The organism is Sphingomonas sp. PP-CE-3G-477 (assembly GCF_003050745.1).
Taxonomy (GTDB): domain Bacteria; phylum Pseudomonadota; class Alphaproteobacteria; order Sphingomonadales; family Sphingomonadaceae; genus Sphingomonas.
In genome coordinates, this window is record NZ_QAOF01000001.1 from 1,106,638 (window position 1) to 1,126,568 (window position 19,931).

The 19,931-nt window shown below is 64.4% G+C and carries 14 protein-coding genes; 4 read left to right on the forward strand and 10 right to left on the reverse strand.

Features of this window, described 5'->3' with window-relative positions; genetic code table 11:
- Positions 1-51: 51 nt before the first annotated feature.
- Both C8J45_RS05110 and C8J45_RS05115 read right to left on the reverse strand, forming a co-directional pair.
- Complete coding sequence (locus C8J45_RS05110) at positions 52-3,105, reverse strand: TonB-dependent receptor domain-containing protein (protein ID WP_258191290.1); 3,054 nt, start codon at positions 3,103-3,105, stop codon at positions 52-54.
- Positions 3,102-4,169, reverse strand: a complete 1,068-nt coding sequence (locus C8J45_RS05115) for a LacI family DNA-binding transcriptional regulator (RefSeq protein ID WP_107962087.1) — start codon at positions 4,167-4,169, stop codon at positions 3,102-3,104. The genes C8J45_RS05110 and C8J45_RS05115 overlap by 4 nt, the downstream gene beginning before the upstream one ends.
- Before the next feature lie 165 nt (positions 4,170-4,334).
- On the opposite strand from C8J45_RS05115, the gene C8J45_RS05120 reads away from it, so the two are divergent.
- Entirely contained in the window at positions 4,335-6,653 is a 2,319-nt protein-coding gene (locus tag C8J45_RS05120; protein ID WP_258191291.1) for a glycoside hydrolase family 3 N-terminal domain-containing protein, read from the forward strand.
- Here C8J45_RS05120 and C8J45_RS05125 read toward each other — a convergent pair.
- The 4 genes from C8J45_RS05125 to C8J45_RS05140 form a co-directional block, all read right to left on the reverse strand.
- Positions 6,640-7,893 (reverse strand): MFS transporter, encoded by a 1,254-nt coding sequence (locus tag C8J45_RS05125; RefSeq protein ID WP_258191292.1) that lies wholly within the window; start codon positions 7,891-7,893, stop codon positions 6,640-6,642. The genes C8J45_RS05120 and C8J45_RS05125 overlap by 14 nt on opposite strands.
- 438 nt (positions 7,894-8,331) lie before the next feature.
- Entirely contained in the window at positions 8,332-8,721 is a 390-nt protein-coding gene (locus C8J45_RS05130; protein ID WP_107962089.1) for a hypothetical protein, read from the reverse strand.
- Positions 8,722-8,744: 23 nt separating this feature from the next.
- The gene (locus C8J45_RS05135) at positions 8,745-9,353 is read right to left on the reverse strand and encodes a response regulator transcription factor (protein WP_107962090.1); all 609 of its coding nucleotides are present in this window, start codon (positions 9,351-9,353) and stop codon (positions 8,745-8,747) included.
- Positions 9,350-10,960: an ATP-binding protein gene (locus tag C8J45_RS05140; protein WP_107962091.1), complete on the reverse strand. Its 1,611-nt coding sequence runs from the start codon at positions 10,958-10,960 to the stop codon at positions 9,350-9,352. The genes C8J45_RS05135 and C8J45_RS05140 overlap by 4 nt, the downstream gene beginning before the upstream one ends.
- 339 nt (positions 10,961-11,299) lie before the next feature.
- Between C8J45_RS05140 and C8J45_RS05145 the strand changes: the two genes are divergently transcribed.
- Complete coding sequence (locus C8J45_RS05145; RefSeq protein WP_258191293.1) at positions 11,300-12,163, forward strand: crotonase/enoyl-CoA hydratase family protein; 864 nt, start codon at positions 11,300-11,302, stop codon at positions 12,161-12,163.
- Positions 12,164-12,175: 12 nt separating this feature from the next.
- On the opposite strand, the gene C8J45_RS05150 is transcribed toward C8J45_RS05145, so the two are convergent.
- Positions 12,176-14,263, reverse strand: coding sequence for a bifunctional diguanylate cyclase/phosphodiesterase (locus C8J45_RS05150; RefSeq protein WP_181321094.1), 2,088 nt, complete (start codon positions 14,261-14,263; stop codon positions 12,176-12,178).
- Between the two features lie 72 nt (positions 14,264-14,335).
- The gene (locus C8J45_RS05155) at positions 14,336-14,701 is read right to left on the reverse strand and encodes a DUF4440 domain-containing protein (RefSeq protein WP_107962094.1); all 366 of its coding nucleotides are present in this window, start codon (positions 14,699-14,701) and stop codon (positions 14,336-14,338) included.
- A 288-nt stretch (positions 14,702-14,989) separates the two neighbouring features.
- On the opposite strand from C8J45_RS05155, the gene C8J45_RS05160 reads away from it, so the two are divergent.
- A complete protein-coding gene (locus C8J45_RS05160) occupies positions 14,990-16,276 on the forward strand; it encodes a glycoside hydrolase family 130 protein (protein WP_107962287.1) in 1,287 nt (428 codons plus the stop codon).
- Positions 16,277-16,358: 82 nt separating this feature from the next.
- Here C8J45_RS05160 and C8J45_RS05165 read toward each other — a convergent pair whose 3' ends face one another.
- The gene (locus C8J45_RS05165) at positions 16,359-17,291 is read right to left on the reverse strand and encodes an AEC family transporter (RefSeq protein WP_107962095.1); all 933 of its coding nucleotides are present in this window, start codon (positions 17,289-17,291) and stop codon (positions 16,359-16,361) included.
- On the reverse strand, positions 17,288-18,781 hold the full coding sequence (locus C8J45_RS05170; RefSeq protein WP_107962096.1) for an FAD/NAD(P)-binding protein: 1,494 nt from the start codon (positions 18,779-18,781) through the stop codon (positions 17,288-17,290). The genes C8J45_RS05165 and C8J45_RS05170 overlap by 4 nt, the downstream gene beginning before the upstream one ends.
- A gap of 283 nt (positions 18,782-19,064) precedes the next feature.
- Here C8J45_RS05170 and C8J45_RS05175 point away from each other — a divergent pair, with 283 nt between their 5' ends.
- Positions 19,065-19,919: a hypothetical protein gene (locus tag C8J45_RS05175; protein WP_107962097.1), complete on the forward strand. Its 855-nt coding sequence runs from the start codon at positions 19,065-19,067 to the stop codon at positions 19,917-19,919.
- Positions 19,920-19,931 lie beyond the last annotated feature (12 nt).

Genomic DNA, 19,931 nt, shown 5'->3' on the forward strand with positions numbered 1-19,931 from the left:
TAAGCAAGGGTAGAGGCGGGACGCAGCAACGCGGCGTCCCGCCGGAATAGTCTAGAAGGAGAAGCCGGCCGACAGCTTGATGGTACGCGGTGCGTTGCCGCCGATGCTGTAGGACGACCGCTGACCAAAGGCCGGATCGCTCGCATTGGCGTTGAAGTCGACATAGTTGCGATCGTTCATGACGTTCAGGATATCGAGCCGCATACGGATCCGCGCCTGATCGTTTACGAAGCCGATTGGCACGTATTTGGTGAAGGCGAAATCGAGCTGACGGCGACCCCAGGCATCGCCGAGGCCAGCCGTCTGCCGTCCGACCAGGACACGCCCGAACGGATCCGCATTGTCGATGAAGCCCTTCACAAAGCTCGGCGATTCGATCTGGAACTTGCTCGAGAAGGTCACGCCGATCGGGGTGTCTACGCTGCCCGCGATCACGAACCGGTGACGCGGCACGCCGGACGAGCGCAGCGTCGGATAGTCCGAGATCTGCGCATAATCGAGCGAATAGGTCTCGCCGAACTGCCGGTTCTCTTCCGCCCGGGTATAGGTGTAGGTGGCGTCGATGCTCCACGGCGAAGATGCCGAATACACCTTGGTCAGCTTGAAATAGGCGGCGTCCGAATTGGTCTTCAGGCCGTTGCTGCCGAGGATTATCGAGCCGTAGCCGCTGGGCGTGAAGGTGAAGGGCGATTGCGGGATATCGGTCGCCGAGGTCGGATCGTTGAAGAAGAACGAGCCGTCCGGACGGCGATTGCCGAGCAGGAAGACGAACCCGTCATTGCTTTCGATATGCGTGACGCCGAACTCCAGCTCGACCGGCGAGAAGCGACCGCGCACGCCAAGGCTGAACTGGTCCGAATAGGGCACCTTCAGGTCGTTCTTCATGAAGCGGAACTCGCTGCCGCCGCCGGTCGCGGCGCCGAGCAGTTGCTGGCGCCCGGCATCGGTCAGGTAGATCGGATTCCAGGCTATGCAGGTCTGGCTCGGCGTACAGGGATTGACCGAGTCGTTGCCGATGAAGTTGAAGCTGCGGACCTGGAACCGGCCCTGGCTGACCTCCTGTTGCAGGAAGTCGAACTGGTTGCGGTCGTACGACCGGCCATAGCCGCCGAACATCGAGAAGCGGCCCGCGTCGTCAAAGCGATAGGTGAAGCCGAGACGCGGCTGCCACGCGCCCTTGAACGCCTTCCGCTTGCTGCCGTCGGTGATGAAGTCGTTGATGTTATAATCGGCGCCGATGAGGTTCGGATAGTTTTCAGGCGACACCGCAGCCACATTGACCGCTGGCGTGACGTAATCGAGATAGGCGGGGGTCCGCTCGTAATCCCAGCGCAGGCCGAGGTTCAGCGTGAGGTGACTGGTGACGTCCCAATCGTCCTGCGCGTAAAAGCCGATCTGGAAGTTCTTGGACCGGACCGTCGCGTTACCCGACGCATCCGTCGTCGCACCGAACTGGAGCCGGTAGGGCAACGTGTCATTGAAGGCGACGCCGGGGATCGCGTTGACGTCATAGGTGTATAGCGGGTTGGTCAGGTTCTGCTCGAGCGAGTTGAGCTTCACCCATTTGGCCTTGCCGCCCACCTTGATCGTGTGGCCCTGGAAGCCGGTGAAGGTGAAATCGTCCTGGAACGTCCAGCCTTTCTGGCCCTTCGACTGGAAGTTGCTGCCCGCGCCGAACCGCAAGAGGTCAGTCCGTGAGACGGCCGTTCCGAACCGCTGGGTCGCCTGGAAGAATTGCGTGATGCCGTCGCTGGCGGGCGTCGGGGAGAAGACCGCATCCTCATAGGACAGGCGCACATCGTTGATCCACTGGTTGCCGGTATGCTGCCAGCGCAGCAGCCCGCGCTTTTCATCGACCTTGTTGAGCGTGGATGTACTCGCCGCGTCGATCCCGGTGGTGTTCTGGAGGCCCGATTCGTTGCGGTACTTGCCGGACAGCTCGATCAGGTCGTTGTCGGTCGGCACGATGTCGATCTTGCCGAAATACAGGTCTTCCTTGAACGTCTGCGCGAAGGTGCCGAAATTATCGCGATACTGCTCGGGGACCGACGAAATCGGGAAATCGTTGTTCGGGCGGACGTCATAAGGGCTGGAGATGCGCTTGCCTTCGTAGGTGCCGAAGAAGTGCATTTTGTCCTTGATGATCGGGCCACCCAGCGCGGCGCCGAACTGTTTGTTGCTGGTGTCCGCCTTGGGGATGTTGGTCGGGAAGATCTCGCTCGGGCGGCGGTCGCGCAGATCCTGGTTGGTGAAGTCGAAAAACGCCTCGCCGTGAAACTCGTTGGTGCCCGACTTGGTGCCCGCGGTGATCGCGACCGAACTCACCTGGTCGAACTCGGCCTTGTAGTTGGACGACAGCACCTGATACTCGCCGATCGCGAGCTGCGGAAAGGGGTTGCCCGAGCTGGTGTCCTGGCCAGTGATGCCGTTCTTGAGGACATAATCCTTCTGGCTGACGCCATCGATGAAGACGTTGACCGTGCGGCTGTCCTGCGCGCCACCCTGGATGCGCGACGTGCCGCTCGAGTCCTCCAGGAAGCGGACGCCCGGCGCCAGATCGGCAAAGGCGAGGAAGTTGCGATTGTTCTGCGGCAGCTGCTCAATCAGCCGCGACGAGATGACGCTGCCGACCTGGCCACCCGACAGCGATCGGATGCGGTTGCCGGTGACGACGATCTCGTCGCCAGCCGCCGCGGCCCCCGTAGCGGGCGTATCGCCGGGCGTGGCTTCACCGGCGGTACCCGTGGGGGCAGGTGTTCCGGCGGCTGCGAGATCGAGATCGAGGCCGGCCACCTGGCCGACGCGCAGCGTGAGGGCGTCCGAATTGCGCGTGCCGTTGCGCTGCTTGATCTCGAGGCGATAGGTGCCCGCGCGCAGCGACGCGAAATTGTACGCGCCGTTCGCGTCTGCCGGCACGGTGCGCCGCAAGCCCGTGGAAATCTCGACCGCGGTGACCTCGACGACCGGATTGTCGGCGGGTGCGGTGATCGTGCCGCGCAGCGAGGCCTGGCCGACCTGCGCCACTGCCGGCGTCGGCGCAAACAGCAGCCCGCTCGACAGCGCCGTCAGCGAGACGACCGCCGCGCGCAACATCATCTTGGTCATTGGAGTTCCCCTTTTCCCGATTGTTCGGGTTTGTTGTTGTGGAGGTTGGAAGGATTAAGGCGGTGCTGGCTGTGGCTTGCCGGACCGGTGGATTCGCGGACGATCACGATCGGTACGCGCTGCTCGACACCGCCGTCGTCGTCGCCCGCGATCGCCTTCACCAGCCGCGCGACCGCGCTGGCGCCGAAGCTGGCGATGTCGATGCTCGCCGAGGTCAGCGACGGCGAGATGAGCCGGGTCAGCGGGATGTCGTCGAATCCGGCGATCGCGATCTGGTCGGGAACGACGATGCCGGCCCGCTTGAGCGTCATCATCGCGCCGATCGCCATCATGTCGTTGGCAGCGAAGATCGCGTCGATGTCGGCGCCCTCCTCGATCAGGCGCGCGGCGGCGTCGGCGCCCGACGGCTCCTTGAAGTCGCCGGCCAGCACGCGGAGCGAAAGCCCGGCGCGCGCGCACGCCTCCTGCGCACCGCGCAGGCGCTCGTCGGCATCGATGTTGCCCGCGGGCCCGGAGATATGGACCAACCGTCGCCGGCCAGTCGCGATCAGATGCTCGACTAGCGCCGACGCGCCCGCGACATTGTCGATGCGCAGTTCGGTGCGACCCGAGTGTCCCGGCGCGCAGTTGACCAGCACGGCGGGCATGCCGCGCGGCAGATGCGCGAGCAGTTCGTCCGCCGACACCTGCGGTGCCATCACCACCAGCCCGTCGACCCGGCCGCGCATCGCGTGGAGCGCCGCGACGCCGCGCTGCGCATCGCCGTGCATCACCATCATCATGCAGTACAGGCCGCGCTCGGACGCCTCGCGGTCCATGCCGCGCAACAGCTCGGAGAAGAACTCGCCGTGCAGGTCGGGGACGACGACGCCGATCATGCCCGAGCGTGCCGAACTTAGATGGCGCGCCGCGGCGTGGGGGACATAGCCGAGCCGCAAGGCGACGCTTTCGATGTGTTCACGCACTTCGGGGCGCACATTGCTGTGCCCGTTGAGCGCGCGCGACACCGTCGCCACCGACACCGCGGCTTCGCGGGCGATATCACGGACAGTGGCGTGCGGCATGAAGCGTCGGTATCCCCTCTGGCACCGATCTGCGTGTTGCGACCGGCATCTTGTTCTTGATGTAACCGGTTACATGATCCAGAAGCAGGGATCAAGAACCTTGCGACGATCGTCTTTCCGGTGTGGGCTGGAGCGATCGCTACTGGCATGGACGGGGATGAGCGGATGACGGCGGCAACGAATTCACAAGTGATTTCAAAGGCAATTTCACGGCGGGCGATGATGATGGGCGCAGCGGCGGTGACGGCGTGGGCCGCCAGTCCCGCACGCGCGCTGCTTCAGCAGGTGAGGGGTGGTGCCGCGGCGCTGCCCGCATCGGTCGAGGCGCTGATCGGTCGGATGACGGTCGTCGACAAGGCCGGCCAGTTGACGCTGATGGCCGCTGCCTGGGCCGGGGGTGCGGCGACGTCACTCAATCCGGCCGGCGGAACCGCCAGCTTCGATAGTCAACTCGCCGACGTCAGAGCCGGGCGGCTCGGCGGCGTGTTCAACGGCAATGGCGCGGTCATGGCTCAGCGGATGCAGACCGTGGCCATGCGCGAGTCGCGGCTGAAGATCCCGCTGCTGTTCGCCGCCGACGTCATCCACGGCCTGCGCACCGTGTTCCCGGTACCGCTCGCCGAAGCCGCCAGTTTCGATACGGAGTTGGCGCGGCGCACCGCGCGCGCCGCGGGCGCCGAGGCAGCGGCGTCCGGCATCGACTGGACCTTCGCACCGATGGTCGACATCGCCCACGACGCGCGCTGGGGGCGCGGCGTGGAGGGCGCCGGCGAGGACGTGCTGCTCGGCACGATGATGGCAGCGGCACGCGTCCGCGGGTTCCAGGGCGAGCGCGGGCTCGCGGCACCCGATGCGGTCGCGTCGTGCGCCAAGCATTTTGCCGCCTATGGCGCGGCCGAGGCTGGCCTCGACTACAACTCGGTCGACATTTCCGAGCGCACGCTGCGCGAAACGTATTTTCCGCCGTTCCAGTCCGCCTTCGCTGCGGGATCGCCGACGGTCATGGCCTCGTTCAACGAGATCAACGGCGTCCCCGCCACCGCCAATCCCTGGCTGCTGACCGATGTGCTCCGCCGCGAATGGGGTTTCGACGGGCTGGTCGTCTCCGATTATACCGGCGACGAGGAACTGATCGCGCACGGCTTCGCCGCTGACGCGCGCGAGGCTACCAAGCTCGCCTTCATGGCTGGCGTCGACATGAGCATGCAGAGCGGCTTCTACCTCAAGCACCTCCCCGATCTCGTGGCGTCGGGTGACGTGCCGATGGCGCGGCTCGACGAAGCCGTTCGTCGTGTCCTCGCCCTGAAAGTACAGCTGGGACTGTTCGACGACCCTTTTCGCCGGATCGATCCACGCCGCGAGAAGACCCGCATCCGCACGCGTGAGAGCCTCGCGCTCGCGCGTGAAGCCGGCGCGAAGTCGATCGTCATGCTCAAGAACGACGGCGGCCTGTTGCCGCTGCCGCGCGCGGGCAAGCGGATCGCGCTGATCGGTCCGTTCGCAGCCGGACAGCACGACTTGATCGGACCGTGGAACGTCTATGGTACCGATGCGGAGGCGGTCGACCTCGCAACCGGAGTCCGCGCGACCGTCGCGGATCCGTCGCTGGTCAGTGTCGCGCTCGGATCGGGCATCGATGGTTCGCTGGCCGGGGGCATCCCCGCGGCGGTCGCTGCCGCGCAAGCCGCCGATATCGTCCTGCTCGCGATCGGCGAGAGCCAGCGGATGTCGGGTGAGGCACAATCGCGCGCCGACATCGTCATCCCCCTCGCACAGATGGCGCTGGTCGACGCGATCACGGCCACTGGCAAGCCGATCGTCGTCCTGCTCCGGACCGGCCGCGCGCTGGCGCTCAGGGGGGCGGTGCTCGACGCGCCGGCGATTCTCGTCACCTGGTTCCTCGGCTCGCAGGACGGCCCGGCGATCGCGGACATAGTGTTCGGCAAGACCGGACCGTCCGCGCGCCTGCCGGTCTCGTTCCCGCATGCGACCGGGCAGGAGCCCTATCACTACGACCACAAGAGCACCGGCCGTCCCAATCCGCCGGGCCCGCTCGTCGAATACAAGGCACATTACCGCGAATTCGCCAACGACGCGCTGTTCGCGTTCGGTCACGGCCTGACCTATGGCGCGATCGGGTATTCGGGTCTCGAACTCGGCACCGGGATCATGGCGAGCGACGGCGTGCTGACCGTGCGCGCGACGATCGCGAACACCGGCACGCGGGCGGCGGAAGAAACGGTCCAGCTCTACATCCGCGATGTGGCCGCCAGCATCACCCGGCCGGTGCGCGAACTGAAGGCCTTCCGGAAGATCGCGCTGAAACCCGGCGAGCGGCAGGTCGTGGCGTTCACGCTCCGTCGCAGCGACCTGCTGTTCGTCGGCCGTGATCTCAAGCCGACCGTCGAGCCCGGCCGGTTCCAGGTCTGGATCGCACCGTCGGCACAAGCCGAAGGCGTCTCAGGGCAGTTTACGCTGGCCTGAACCCCGACAGCGTATCGCGGCGAAGTGGGATGGCGATCACCGCCACCAGCATCGCCGCGATCAGCACCGCGGGCCCGGCGAGCATCAGCCAGCGGATCGCGTGCAGGCTAGCCGCGCCTTGCACTGCGCCGGCTACGAAGCCGTTCGCCTGATACACCGCGCCGATCGCAAACCCCGCGCCCGCCAGCGCGATTTTCTGCACGAGCGCAAACGTGCCGAACGCCAATGCCTCGACCCGCTTGCCGGTACGCGCTTCGTCCCAGTCGACCGCGTCGGGCAGCAGCGTCCATGCGGCGAGCGCAAATCCTATGAACACCCCCTGCATCGCCAGCAGGAATGCGGCGGTTCCCATGCTGTCGGGGGCCGCGATCAGCGCGAACACGGCCGGCAACACCAGAGCCAATGCGCCCGCACCGATCCACGCGACGCGCGCGCCACAAGCACGGGCCAGCGCAGTCCAGACCGGCACGGCGATGAGGCTGGCGAGCGCCATGCCGGCTAGCGCGCGCGGTCCGCCCGAGGTGTCGAGCAGGACGTAGCGGAAGAAGTACAGCACCGACTGAGAGGTCAGCGCGGTCGCCGCGCCACCCAAAGCGGCGGCGATGTTGAGCGCTACGAACGCCCGGTTGCGTGCGAGCGTCGCCAGTCCGGCGCTGATGGTGGGGCGATCGACGGGAAGGGCAGCGGGAATTGGCTCGGGAACGCGCCACGCCATGATCGCGAGCATCGGCACGCCGAATGCGGCAAGCAGCGCGCTCGCTGCGCCATAGCTGCCCATCCGCTCTGCCAGCCAGGGCAGGGCCAGCGCGACGAGTGCAGCGGCGGCCGAGCCGAACCCCATCCGCCAGCCGGCCACCAGCGACCGCTCCCGACTGGTCCGCGCCACGCGCGTCGTCCACGCCGCGTACGGAATATTGGTGAACGCGTAGAGCGTCCGGAACAGCAATTGTGTAGCCAATGCCCATTTCGCAGCCCCCGCCGGTACCGCGAACATCGCAGCGAACGCCAGGCCCAACGGCAACGCGCCCCATCCGACGAGTTGACGATATGAAAGCCGCATCCGCTCCGCCGCCGCGCCTGCGAGGAAATCCGCGGCGCCGTCCCATATCGCGCCGATCATGAAGATCAGCCCGGCGGTGGCAGGCGGCAACGCCAGCGTGTCCATGTAGAAGAACAGCAGGTAAAGGCTGATCGCCTGCCAATACAGATTGAACGCGAAGTCGCCGGCACTGAACAGCACGAGTGTCCGGCTCGGGATTGCACGTTTGCCGGGAAAGGCAGCCGTATCAGACCGTCGTTGCGATATCTCGTTCATCGTCGGTAGGCATCCGACGAGCTTTTCGGGATACGCCGGCCGGGATGGCAGGCGCATCGGGCGAGCGTGACAAACTCGGTCGAGCTGCCCTTGATGGATCTACCCGGACTTGGCGCACTTGGGCGACGAACTTCGAGCAGCGGGACCAAGGGCCACGATTTTACCAAGGGCAAGGCGTGCTCCTCCTATCTCAGCCCCGAGTAGCACAGACCGGCAGGCCTCCCGACAACCGATCGGCGCTGACCGCTAACGGGTCCGTTGGACAGGAGATATGATTGGTTTTGCGACGACCGCATAACGCGACCGTCCGTTGCGGCGGAATGGGGGGAGTATGCAGTGTCAGCGCGTCGACGGGGCGGTGTTTTATCGATCGGTCGCCGGGAGCGCGACAGCGTCGCAGCCCTTCACTCGCCAGCCGTCCCACCGCGTGACGAGATCGCGTGCGTCCCGAGACATCGCCGCATCGAACGGATCCGCGTCGATCCGCTTCGCCTGCCGCTCAATCATTGCCAACCATTTTGCCCGGACCGCATCGACGTCGCGGGGCAGTATATACCGATGCCACAGCCGCGCGACCCGACGTTCGGCGAACAAGCGTTCCAGTACGTCGTGGGTAAGTTCGAGCGGCAGGCCAGGATCGAGCCGCCGCAACTCGCCGACCATGTGCGACGGATAGATTTCGCGCCGCGTCGCCAACAAATCCAGGATGGCGTCTTCGATCAGCGTTTCGTCTTCTGCGGTCCTGATCGGCATAGAAGCTCCGGCAAGGGGGATGGTCACCGCGCGAGCGCGATCAATTGGGCAAGTCCGTTGGTGCCGGTCTTGGCGACGATCGCGGCACGGTGATCCTCGATCGTCTTGGGGCTGAGAGTGAGGAGGTCGGCGACCGCCTTGTTGCTGTGTCCCTGAACGAGCAGATCGAACACCTGCCGCTCGCGCCCGGACAGCGCCGCGGTACGGGCGCGGATGTCGCGCTGGCGCCGCGACCAGGCGACCCCCTCGTCGACCGCGGCGAGCAAGCGGAGTTCGTCGAGCGGCTTCTCCAGATAATCTAGGCCGCCGTGGCGACGTACCGAATCCACCGCATGGGTGGTCGTCGGCCAAGCCGTCATGAAGACGATCGCGACGGCGGGATCGATTGCGCGCAGACGGTCGGCAAACCCGAAACCATCGAGATCGCCCATCATGATGTCGGTGACGATGCAGTGCGCTGGCGCGTCGGTGTAGACGGACAGCAACGGCGCAGGGTCCAGAAAAGGCTTTGCAGCATGACCGTGGCGCACGAGCAGCCGCGCAACCGCCGCGCCTAGATCGCGGTCGTCATCGACGACGTAGACGACTGCACCATCTGGTCCAGCAGCGCTCTGATTGGCGCGCAGGGTCATGCAACGGCTCCTACAAGTTGCAGCGAAAGCGTCGCGCGTACGGTGCCGTCGCCGTCGGTGACCCGGTCGAGCGTACCGCCATGCGCTTCGATGATCGCGCGCGCCACCAGGGCACCGACGCCCATTCCGGGCTGCGGTCCTCGACGGTCGGGGCACCGGTTCGCGACCGTCACCTCAAGCTGGTCGTCGTGGCGGCGGGCCGACAACGTCACACGACCGTCGCACGCCTGAACGGCATTGCGGACGAGATTGACGATCGCCTGCGCCAGCTCGATCTCTTGCCCCATGATGATGAAGTCGGGATCGACGGGCGCGATCTCCAGCACGACCCGTGCGGCTTTCGCCTCGGCATGGGTCAGTGCGGAAACGGTCTCGATCAGCGCGGAAACGGGTAGAGCGCTCGGCTCGTCGACCGACCTGCCCCCGAAACGGCGCAGGCGACGCACGAGCGTCGATAGCGCAGCGGCCTTGCGATCGATGATGGCGGCGGTTTGCGCGATGTCCGGATCGGTGGAGACAGTGATTTCGTGAAGGTGCTTGGCCTCGATTGCCAGTGTCGAGAGCGGTTGACTGATCTCGTGGATCACCGCGACCGACATCGCGCGCAACGTTTTCAAGCGCTCGGCCTGGAACAGCATGCGATCGCGGCGCGACAAGGCTATCTGCGCGCGAACCTGCGCATCGGCGAAGCTGCCGGCGAGATACCCGACGACCACGATCGACGCGAGGCTCATGTGAAATTCCAGCCGGTCTGCGAGTGGCATGTCGCTGGCGGTATAAGGTAGCACCATCGCGGCGACGATCAGGATGGCCAACCAGCCCATGGTGCGCCCGAAGCGCAGCCCGATCCACGCTACCGCCAGCAAGGCAGGGGTAGCGGGGACGCCGAGGCCGATATGCGCGAGCAGCATGCTTGCCGCGATCGCCACGCCGAGAACGACGCCGGCCTCGCCGAGCACGGCAAGCTGGCGCAGCGCCGGCCGATGCAGCGACAGCCGCCCGTCCTGTACCGCCTGGGTCGCCCAAAGCAGCGGCGGGGCGATCAGCAACACGCCGAGCAGGTCGCCAACCGCAAATCCGGTCAGTGATGCGATGGTCTGGCGGAGGCCCACGACCCCGGTAAGCTCGGGACTGAGCAACGACCAGGGGAGTGCGACGAGCGCCACCGCCATGGGCGCGGAGACGGCCGCGAGACCGAGCGGCATCGGTGCAACGCCGAGGCTGGAGTGCGAGCGCGCGGCGACAAAGCGGACCAGCCAGACGACGAGGCCGTAGACTAGCCCGGGACGTGCGACCCCCACGGCGGCGGCGAGCCAGTCCGGATGCCCCGGCACGATGATCCCCGCGGCAGTTTGCACCGCCAACTCCGTGGCGACGATGGACAGCGTCAACCGCGGTCCACGGCTCCATAACAGCGCGATACGGACACCCGCCGCGGGATAGAGCAGCGAGTAATAGCCCTGACCGCCCCAGCCCGCTGCAACATGGTGCGCGATCACGAAGGCTACGGCATAACCGACCAGCCACGGCAGATCGGCCGGTCTCGGTACCGCTGCATGAACTGCGGCGCGTATCGCGAGCGGGGTGGGGAGACGAAGCGCAGGCATCGCCGCCTGCCTAGCCGCATCCGGTCTTCGAAGACTATCGGGGAAATTCCCGGATTCCGTGTCCACGGCGCGCTGCGGTGATTTAGCCGAGCCACGGTCAACGGAGGTGGGAAGCCGATCCGTTCCGATGTGGGCCCGCTGCCGAAACTGCCCGCTGGACCGTCCACCTTAGGCGATAATGCCGAACGATAATCGCGGTATCATACCGCCTACATCCCAACGGATGTCGCTCTAAGCTTCTCGCGCACGAACCACCGTGTGTGAAGAAGGACGTCGTTTATGACAATCGAGTTTGCTCCTGTTGTTCCAGCGGACGAAAACGGGTCGCGACATGGAACCGTGACCGAACCCCTCCGCGTGCCGCTAGGCCAGCAGCCGTTTGCCTATGTGGATTTGGAAACGCGGTTCGATTCCGAACTCGATACGCTCTGGACCTACATGCGGCAGCGTAGTCGACCGAGCTTCAACCCGGATTTGCTCGTTGAGTTCGCAGGGTGGCAGAACGACATCTGCGCAGTCCGATCGTCCGGAACCATGCCGATCCGGTACGTCGTGCTCGGGTCTCGCTTTCCTGGCGTCTTCTCGCTGGGGGGAGATCTCGATCTCTTTGCGACGCATATCCGCAGCGGGGATCGCGCAGCTTTGGTTCGTTATGGGCGTGCGTGCGTCCGGATACTCCACCGGAACATGCTCAGCCTGGAACAACCGATCATCACGATTGCCTTGGTCGAAGGCGACGCGTTGGGGGGTGGGTTCGAGGCGTTGCTGTCGTTCAACGTGGTGATTGCCGAACGCGGAACGAAGTTCGGGCTGCCCGAGACCAATTTCGGTCTCTTCCCGGGGATGGGAGCGCACTGCTTCCTGTCCCGACGCCTGGGGGCCGCGCGTGCCGAGCAGATGATCCTCAGCGGCAGGACCTACACCGCAGAAGAACTGTACGACCTGGGAATCGTCCATGCGCTCGCCAATCCCGGCCAGGGGCGTGCCGAGGTCGAGGGCTATATCCGACAGAACCGGCGTCGGCATAGTGGCCACTGCGCCATCTACGAGGCGTCTCGATCGGTGAATCCGCTACCGCTGCGCGAGCTCGAGGCGGTCGTCGACCTTTGGGCCGATGCGGCACTCCGGCTTAGCGAGGCGGACCTGAAGCTCATGCGGCGGCTGGTCGGCGCCCAGACCCGATTGCTCGACAAGGCAGCGTAAAGCGCTCGTTACTCAGGACCGCCCATTCGCCTCGAGCCGGCTCCCGGCAAGCATGGAGGTTACCATGCTTGCCGAGATCGGCCGCGCGAGCAGAAACCCCTGCACCGCATCGCACCGGGTGCGGCGCAACTGATCGAGTTGGGCCTGCGTCTCTATGCCCTCGGCAACTGTCCGCATGCCCAGTTTGGCGGCAAGCTCGATCACGGTCTGGACGATTGCGACCGATGCGGGACTTTGGTCCAGGTCGGTGATGAAAGAGCGGTCGATCTTCAGCGTCTGGAACGGGAATTTCGTCAGGTAGCTGAGCGAGGAATAGCCCGTCCCGAAATCGTCCAGCGTCGTGCGGACGTTGAGGCGGTTGATCGCATTGAGCGCGGCGAGCGACGCATCGATGTCGTCGAGCAGGACCGACTCCGTCACTTCCAGCTCCAGGCGTTCGGCGGGCAGCCCGCTCGCGGCCAACGCCCCCATGATGACCATTGGCAGATTGGCCGACCGCAACTGGATCGGCGACAGATTGACCGCGATCTGCACGTCACCCGGCCATTCGCTCGCAGCTTTGCACGCCTCGCGGATGACCCACCCGCCGATGGCGACGATCAGACCGTTGTCTTCCGCGATGGGAATGAACTCGGCTGGCGAAATCGGACCATGCCGACGATTGGTCCATCGCAGCAGTGCCTCGCACGACAATATGCGCTCGCCGGCAAGATCGAAGATAGGCTGGAACATCACGTGGAACTCGCCCCGTTCCAATGCTCCCGTCAGCTCCAGCGCCAGATCCCTGCTGCGCTGGACCTTCTCGTCCATGAGCGGTTCGTAGAAGCACATACGCCCCCGTCCGGTATCCTTTGCCCGGTAGAGGGCAAGATCCGCATTTTTGAGCAAGGTATCGGCATCGGCGCCGTCGGCGGGCGCGATTGCGATCCCCAGCGATGCGCCAACGTGTAGCAGACGCCCGTCATGATCGACGGGCCGCTCCACCAACTCTATGATCCTGTGCCCGATCGAGTTTGCGGCATCCCGGTGTTCGATCTCACAGACTACGGCAAATTCGTCGCCCCCCAACCGTGCGACGATACCCGCGCTTCCGAACGCCTCATTCAGTCGACCGGCTATGCAGACGAGGAGCGCATTGCCTGCAAGATGCCCGAACGAGTCGTTGATTTCCTTGAACCGATCAAGGTCGATCCAGTGGATCGCCAACCATTGGCTACCGCCGTCCAGCGCGCGCAGGCGAGCTTCGAATCGCTCGCGAAACGCCGTCCGGTTGGCCACGCCGGTCAGATCGTCGCGACGGGCGATTGCCGCGTGATGTTCGGCAAGCGCAGCCTTTTCCCGCGACGCCAGGGTCGCTTTCAGGATGACGCTGTACGTCTGCAGCGTGATGTCCATCATCGCAACGACGAACAGGACGATGACGACCGCGAGAACGATCTTGAGCACATCGAGCGAGACGATCAATCCGACCGCCAGCGGCAGGGACGCACAACATAGCTGTACCAGCGCGATCCATGGGCGCCCTGCATTGCGCCCCGCGATCCCGGCGGCGTAGCCTATCGTCGTCGTCACTGCGAGCAGTTGCAGCACGCCGTCGCTCGTATTCAGCAGCGTGAGCAATCCGAACGTACCGAGCAGCGCCGAATAGCAGAGAGCCCCGACCCGATACACGATCTCCCGACGGCGGCCCGGTGCCTTGTTCGGCGTGGCTCGCTTGGGAACGCGAAGTTCGAGACGCACGGCGTCGGCAATGCGGATGCACGCGACGATCGCGATGGCGATTGCGCAGATCACCATGGCTCGATCGCGGCTGACGATCGATACGGTCGCCGTGATAGCGCTGCTCGTCAGCGCACCGATTATCAGCGACCTCGGCGAGGCATAGAGCGATTCGACAAGCGTTTCGCGCACGGCATCGGCGATCGCCTGATCGGATTGCCGAAGCTGTCTCAGACGAGAGATAAGACCATTCATGAATCTGGCTTTGGACTCGTGAAGTGAAAAAAACCAAAATCTTTCGGTGGTTCGAACAAAATGCGGAATCGCGAACGGTGCCGTATGCGTGGTCGTCTTTACCTGCCCTGGGAGTATCCCGACCACCGCGCTGTTTTCGCGGGCGGAAGGATTGACCGCACCGCGAAACCGCCGCGTGTATTCAGCGATTGTCGGGGTTTATGCCGCGCTTGCGATCAGCGCAGGCGTTTGCTGATGTTGGACGACGCGCCACTCATCGTGCTCCAACCGCCGCATCGTCGTCGTGCAATACGCAGTGTAGCCGGTCGAATCGTCGCGACTGGCTTCCGCTTTGTAGGCGATCGCGATCAGGCCCTCTTGCGGGCGCATGATCTGCTGCTCGCTGAACTGCACCTTCGACCAGCGCGGCGTGTTGGCCACTGCCTCGATAGCCTGCGTGCCGGTCAGCACGAAGGGGTGCTCCGGCAAAACCATGACGCACTCGTCGTCGATCAGCGCGCGGTACTGTTCGGCATCGCAGGTCCATAGGCTTTCCTCGAAGCCCCAAACTCGATTGTCGTCCATTCCATGTCTCCTTCTCGCTATCGAGCGCGGGGACGATGGAGTTCGTTCCTTGCGGCCCGCTGGAAATCGCCCTTTCGACTGCCAGAGCATCTTATGTTGCCGGGCAGGAACGTCGTCTCCGACGCAATCTCCAGATCGAGAGCGGAAAGGGCTTTGTGAGCATCCAGGATACGCGCCCTGCCGGCCAGGCGTCGGCCCAACGCGAGTGCGGGATCGCGAGAGGCCCGGCATCGTTACCTTGTTTGTCGCGAGCACTCGCTCGCTAAAACAACAGAAAGGCCGATGCCGATGAACGCTGCCGATGTCTTCACGACGCTCGATGTCGAGTTGAAACCCGATCCGTCGCGCACCGTGATCCGGCCGTTCAGCTTCGGCTATCCCTCGGCTTTCAAAGCGGGACATCCACCCCGCAGCCAGGTCGTGGTGGACCGCATTCGGGCACTCGACGACACGATGCGGGAAAGGATGCGCGACTTGTTGCTGACTCCGATGCGCGAACGCCATCGCAACGTCGAGCAGGTATTGCTTCGTCGCTTCGAAGACGTGCGAGAGGATATCGGCGAAGGCGACTTCAACGACGATGAAAAGCTGTTGATCGGCGCGTATTTCAGCCAGGAATACGCGTTCGAGTCCGCCGCGCTGTTCAATCCCAGCATCGTCTTGCTGGCAGACGAAGAGGCGTCGGTGCCCGGCGCAGTCCGCTTCGTCATGTCGTTGCGGGGGATCGGCGAGGGACATATTTCGTCGATCACGTTCCGCACCGGCGAATGGGGCCCCGGCGACCGACTGGTCCTCGATCCCCCCAGCGCCCACGGCGTACCGCCTCGCATCGAGCGTCAGGACGACGGTTGGGTCCGCCTGCTATGCGAGGATAGTCAGGATGCGTCGGAGACGGTCATTTTCCCGGTCCTGCCCAGCCAGCGCCAAGGCATCGAGGATCTGCGCCTCGTCAATTTCACCGATCACGACGGTGTCCGCAGCATCATCGGGACGTACACGGCGTTCGACGGCAAGGATGCGCGACAGGAAATCCTGCGCGGCGTCGATTTGCGCCGGGTCGAGATGAGGCCGCTTGCCGGGGCGATGACCGGGTACAAGGGAATGGCGCTGTTCCCTCGACGGATCGACAATCAGTTCGTCATGCTTGGCCGGCAGGACAGTGAAAACATCTGGCTGCTGCGTTCCGACGATCTCTATACGTGGGAAACCGGAGCGCCGATCATGGCGCCGAAGTATCCGTGGGAGTTCGTGCAACTCGGTAATTGCGGATCGCCGATCGAGATAGACGAGGGCTGGCTCGTCTTCACGCACGGCGTCGGCATGGTCCGGGGATATTGCATCGGTGCCTGTCTTCTCGACAAGGACGATCCCTCCAAGGTGCTGGCGCGGACCGCGTCGCCCTTGCTGTTTCCCAGCGCGGAGCAACGCGGGGGCTATGTGCCGAACGTCACTTACAGCTGCGGCGCCTTGATCAAGGACCGTCGCATCCTGTTGCCCTACGCGATCGGCGACGAATATTCGGCGTTCGCCGTGGCGAATGTGGACGACCTGCTGGCGGTGATGACGGCGGGCTGAGTCGATTTGGCGCGCAGGGCGAACGCCCCCTGCGAGCCAATGGCGTCGATACGGCCGCGAGGGACCATGCGATACCGCGCGATTAGCGTGCCGGTATCGCAGAATGGAATATGCCGACCACGAGCAGAACGAGCACGAGCGATACGAGGCTGGACAGCGCGACGAGGATTGCCGCTGCCTTGCGGTTGGTATCGAGAAGGGTTGCGAACAGGGTCACGTTGCTGGCGATCGGGAACAGCGCGACAAGCCCGACGATCACGCGGTCACGAGGGCTCAATATGCCAACGAACGCCGCTTCCGCCGCGAGCGCGGTGGCAAGCAGAACCAGTCCGCTTGCTTGCCGGATCGCGAGAATGCGCGCCATCAGTTGTGGTCGCCAATCCTCGCCGCTGGTTTCCGCGAGATTGAGACCGATCACCGCCATGCCGAGGACCGAGACCAGCGTGCCGGCTATCGATACGATCGGAGCCGCCCCTTCGGGCATCGTGACGCCCGCCCATTTTGCGACGATAGCACACATGATGACGTAGACGACGGGTACGCGCAGCGCCTTGGTCGCTGCCTTGCGGGTGCCTTCCTTGGTACGGGCGATCAGGAAATAGCCGACCGTGTCGCCGTACAGCGCGCTGCCGATATACGCGCAGATCACCGTCGAAACGCCGACGTCCCCGAACAGCGCCTGGCTGACCGGAACCCCGAAAAATGCCACGTTGAAGAACGAGAAAGAGGCGGAGAGCAGCTTTGGGTCGAAGTCGTCGCCAAGTCGCTTTGACAGCCGATGCGCCGGGATGCTCATCAGAGCCGCGACCATGAACATCATTGGCGGGATCACCATCAGCTGCCGCGTTTCCGCGGCAAGCACCTTGTCGATCACCAGCACCGGAATGAGGCCGAAGACCAGGATCGTCGAAAACAGCTTTGCTGCCCATGGAACCCGGCTGCCGAAAGCCCAGGCGAGCAGGATCACGCCGTAAAGTGGCAGGAGCGCCGATGCGATATTACCGAGTGCGCTCATCGTTGGCGCAGAATGTCATCGATCGCGCCGCCCGCACATTCGACATTGAACCACACGGCATTGGTGTCGCGCAGTTCGCCATTCAACAACTGGCCGAGCGCATAAAGACGCGGTGCATCGCGTGTCGCGGAAATGACACGGCAGGTGGCACGGTGCGCGATCGCGCCGCCTACCGGATGCGGTTGCAACCAGTCCTTTTCGAGCAAATCCCGGATCAGCGGCTCCTTCATCTCTTCCAGCGTCGTGGCCTGGCCGGTCGCGTTGACGACGATCGGAGCCGCAAGCGTCTCGCCATTCTCGAACCGGACGACGAAGCCTTCGCCGTTCTCGTCCGCGACGGTTTCGTCGACGAGTCCGCGTACGCTGAGCAAACCCCGCGTCATGGCGTCGGCGATACGGCGTGCGTTGATCATCGGCGTCACGAAGCGTGCGGCGGCGAAATGCGGTGCCAGCCATTTGCCGAACCTTTTCTGGTCGACGGGGCGCAACAGATTCCAGATCGCGGTCGAGTCATGGCGAGCGGCTGTGAGAATGCGTTGGAAAGGTTCGTCTTCGGCCTCGGCCGCAGCTATGTCGTGCAACAATGCAGCCTCTGCGTCACGACCACGGCGATCCTCCGCATGCCAATCGATCGGATGGGGCAGGGCGGTTTCGGCTTCCATACGGAAAAGACGGACAAGATCGACGACCGAAAAGGCGGTGCCGCGTTCGCGGATCAGGCGGTGGACGTTTTCCAGCGTGAGGTGACGGCGCTCGTAGCCGGTCTCCGGGGCCGGGATCTCCACGCGCGGCAACAGCCCCTCCTTGGAAACGAGGTGGATGTGACCGCGATGATCGGTGTCGAGCAACGTCATCACCGCATCGATCGCGCTGAGCCCGCTGCCGAGGATGACGACCGGCTGATGCTGGCCGATACCCTCGGTCATGCGATGCGAAGGATAGGGGGAGTCGAAATAGCCCGGCACGCCGTCGAGGTTGCCGAACCGGTCCGGATCGGGCGTGCCGATCGTCAGCAGGACGACGTCGGTCGCGATCGAGGACCCGTCCGAGAATTCTATCGTCGCCGAGGAATGGTCACCGTCGATCGTGATCGCCTCCGCGCGGTGGATTTCGACGGGGATGCCGGCGACGCGTGCGTCCTCCAAGGCGCGCTCGAAGACGTCATGCATGTACTCACGATACTCGCGCCGTTGCGGGTATTCCACGCCATCGGGATCGAGCGGCGTGCCCATTGCCGCGCGCCGAGCCTCGAGCCAGGTCCGGAAATGACCCGGCTCGCGGTCATACAGTCCCATCAGCCGGGATTCGGTATTCAGGAGATGCCCAGGCTGCTCGGTACCGAACGCCAGCCCGCGCGCGAGCTGGTCGTCGCGCTCGACCAAATGGATCGTCCAGCCATCGCCCGGATCGTAGCGCAGGCGCGTCACGGCTTCGGCAAATGCGGCGACGCCACAGGCACCCATGCCGATAATAGTCAGTGTTTTCGGCATGATACCCCACTCCCATAAGGAACCGCGACAACGCGCGGGGGCTATTCAGTGCCACGAGGGACGGAAAAAATAGCAGGACCGAGGCGGCATGCCGGTCAATTGCGAAAATCGGTTGGTCGGGAGCGCCGTGGTACGTCGTCTCGCAACAAACATCGGCGATCTCGTGGGCACGGACGATGCGACACGAAAAGGGTCCGAGCCGGAGAACTACGTAGATTAATCAACGGGTTCTTTAACCTTTTGATCTGGATCAATGTGCCGTCGATCTGTTAGCACGACCGGTATGACCGCCATCAACCCACGCGCCGCCTGCCCGAACCTCGTGGCGTTAGCCGGCGCGGTCGCGGTGATCGTAGTCGTCTCGCTCAGCATTCACGTCGTGATGCTGCAGGTGCTCTGGGTGCCTTTTCCCGAACCGAAGGGGCTTGGCAGGCTGGGGATGCTTTATCCGATTGCGCAATCGTTGGGGCTCGTGGCGTTGGCCGCGGCCGCACTGCCTTGGCTGGGTCGATTTCACGGTCTCGCACGTGGCCTGATCGTCGGAATGCTGTTCGCGACGATGAACGGCATTTTCCGCACCGCGCTCATGGCCGGCCTGACGACGACCGACTTCGGCGGCGGGGTCGCGGGGTTTGTCCAGGAGGCGCTCCATGACGTGATCCTGAGTACGCTTGCCGTCATGGCCGTGTCGTTTCTACGCTGCACCGCGTTCCGGTTCATGGCAGCGGTCGCGCTGGCCGCGGCGAGCCTCTTCGTTCTCAGGCCGATGCTGGCGTCGCTGCTCGCCCCGATCATCGCATGGTCGGCGCGGCATATGCATCCGGATGTCTATCTGGTGCCATACGGACCCAACATATTGGTGCCGAGTTACCTGCTGTTCGCCGAGACGGTGATCGCCTGCCTGGTCGCACGCTTCGTCATTACCCTCCGCGCCGTCGCGTGGGATCGAACGGGGCTCATCCGCTATGTCGGGTTGATCCTCCTCGTTCGCGGCACCGGGGCGATGATGTTCGGTTGGGGCCCGATCATCGGAATGCTGAGCGTCAGCCAATTTTTCTTCCAGGACCTGGTCATGGCGGTGCTCATCCATGCCGCGTGGCGGCGGTTCGGCGAGGGTGACGCCGATGTGGATAGCTGAGCCGGTACCATG

Coding starts and splice junctions, on each gene's coding strand:
- C8J45_RS05140 (WP_107962091.1), bottom strand. CDS start 10,960: ATGCCTGCGCTTCGTCTCCCCACCCCGCTCGCGATACGCGCCGCAGTT.
- C8J45_RS05120 (WP_258191291.1), top strand. CDS start 4,335: ATGACGGCGGCAACGAATTCACAAGTGATTTCAAAGGCAATTTCACGG.
- C8J45_RS05130 (WP_107962089.1), bottom strand. CDS start 8,721: ATGCCGATCAGGACCGCAGAAGACGAAACGCTGATCGAAGACGCCATC.
- C8J45_RS05135 (WP_107962090.1), bottom strand. CDS start 9,353: ATGACCCTGCGCGCCAATCAGAGCGCTGCTGGACCAGATGGTGCAGTC.
- C8J45_RS05160 (WP_107962287.1), top strand. CDS start 14,990: ATGAACGCTGCCGATGTCTTCACGACGCTCGATGTCGAGTTGAAACCC.
- C8J45_RS05155 (WP_107962094.1), bottom strand. CDS start 14,701: ATGGACGACAATCGAGTTTGGGGCTTCGAGGAAAGCCTATGGACCTGC.
- C8J45_RS05170 (WP_107962096.1), bottom strand. CDS start 18,781: ATGCCGAAAACACTGACTATTATCGGCATGGGTGCCTGTGGCGTCGCC.
- C8J45_RS05175 (WP_107962097.1), top strand. CDS start 19,065: ATGACCGCCATCAACCCACGCGCCGCCTGCCCGAACCTCGTGGCGTTA.
- C8J45_RS05165 (WP_107962095.1), bottom strand. CDS start 17,291: ATGAGCGCACTCGGTAATATCGCATCGGCGCTCCTGCCACTTTACGGC.
- C8J45_RS05110 (WP_258191290.1), bottom strand. CDS start 3,105: ATGACCAAGATGATGTTGCGCGCGGCGGTCGTCTCGCTGACGGCGCTG.
- C8J45_RS05115 (WP_107962087.1), bottom strand. CDS start 4,169: ATGCCGCACGCCACTGTCCGTGATATCGCCCGCGAAGCCGCGGTGTCG.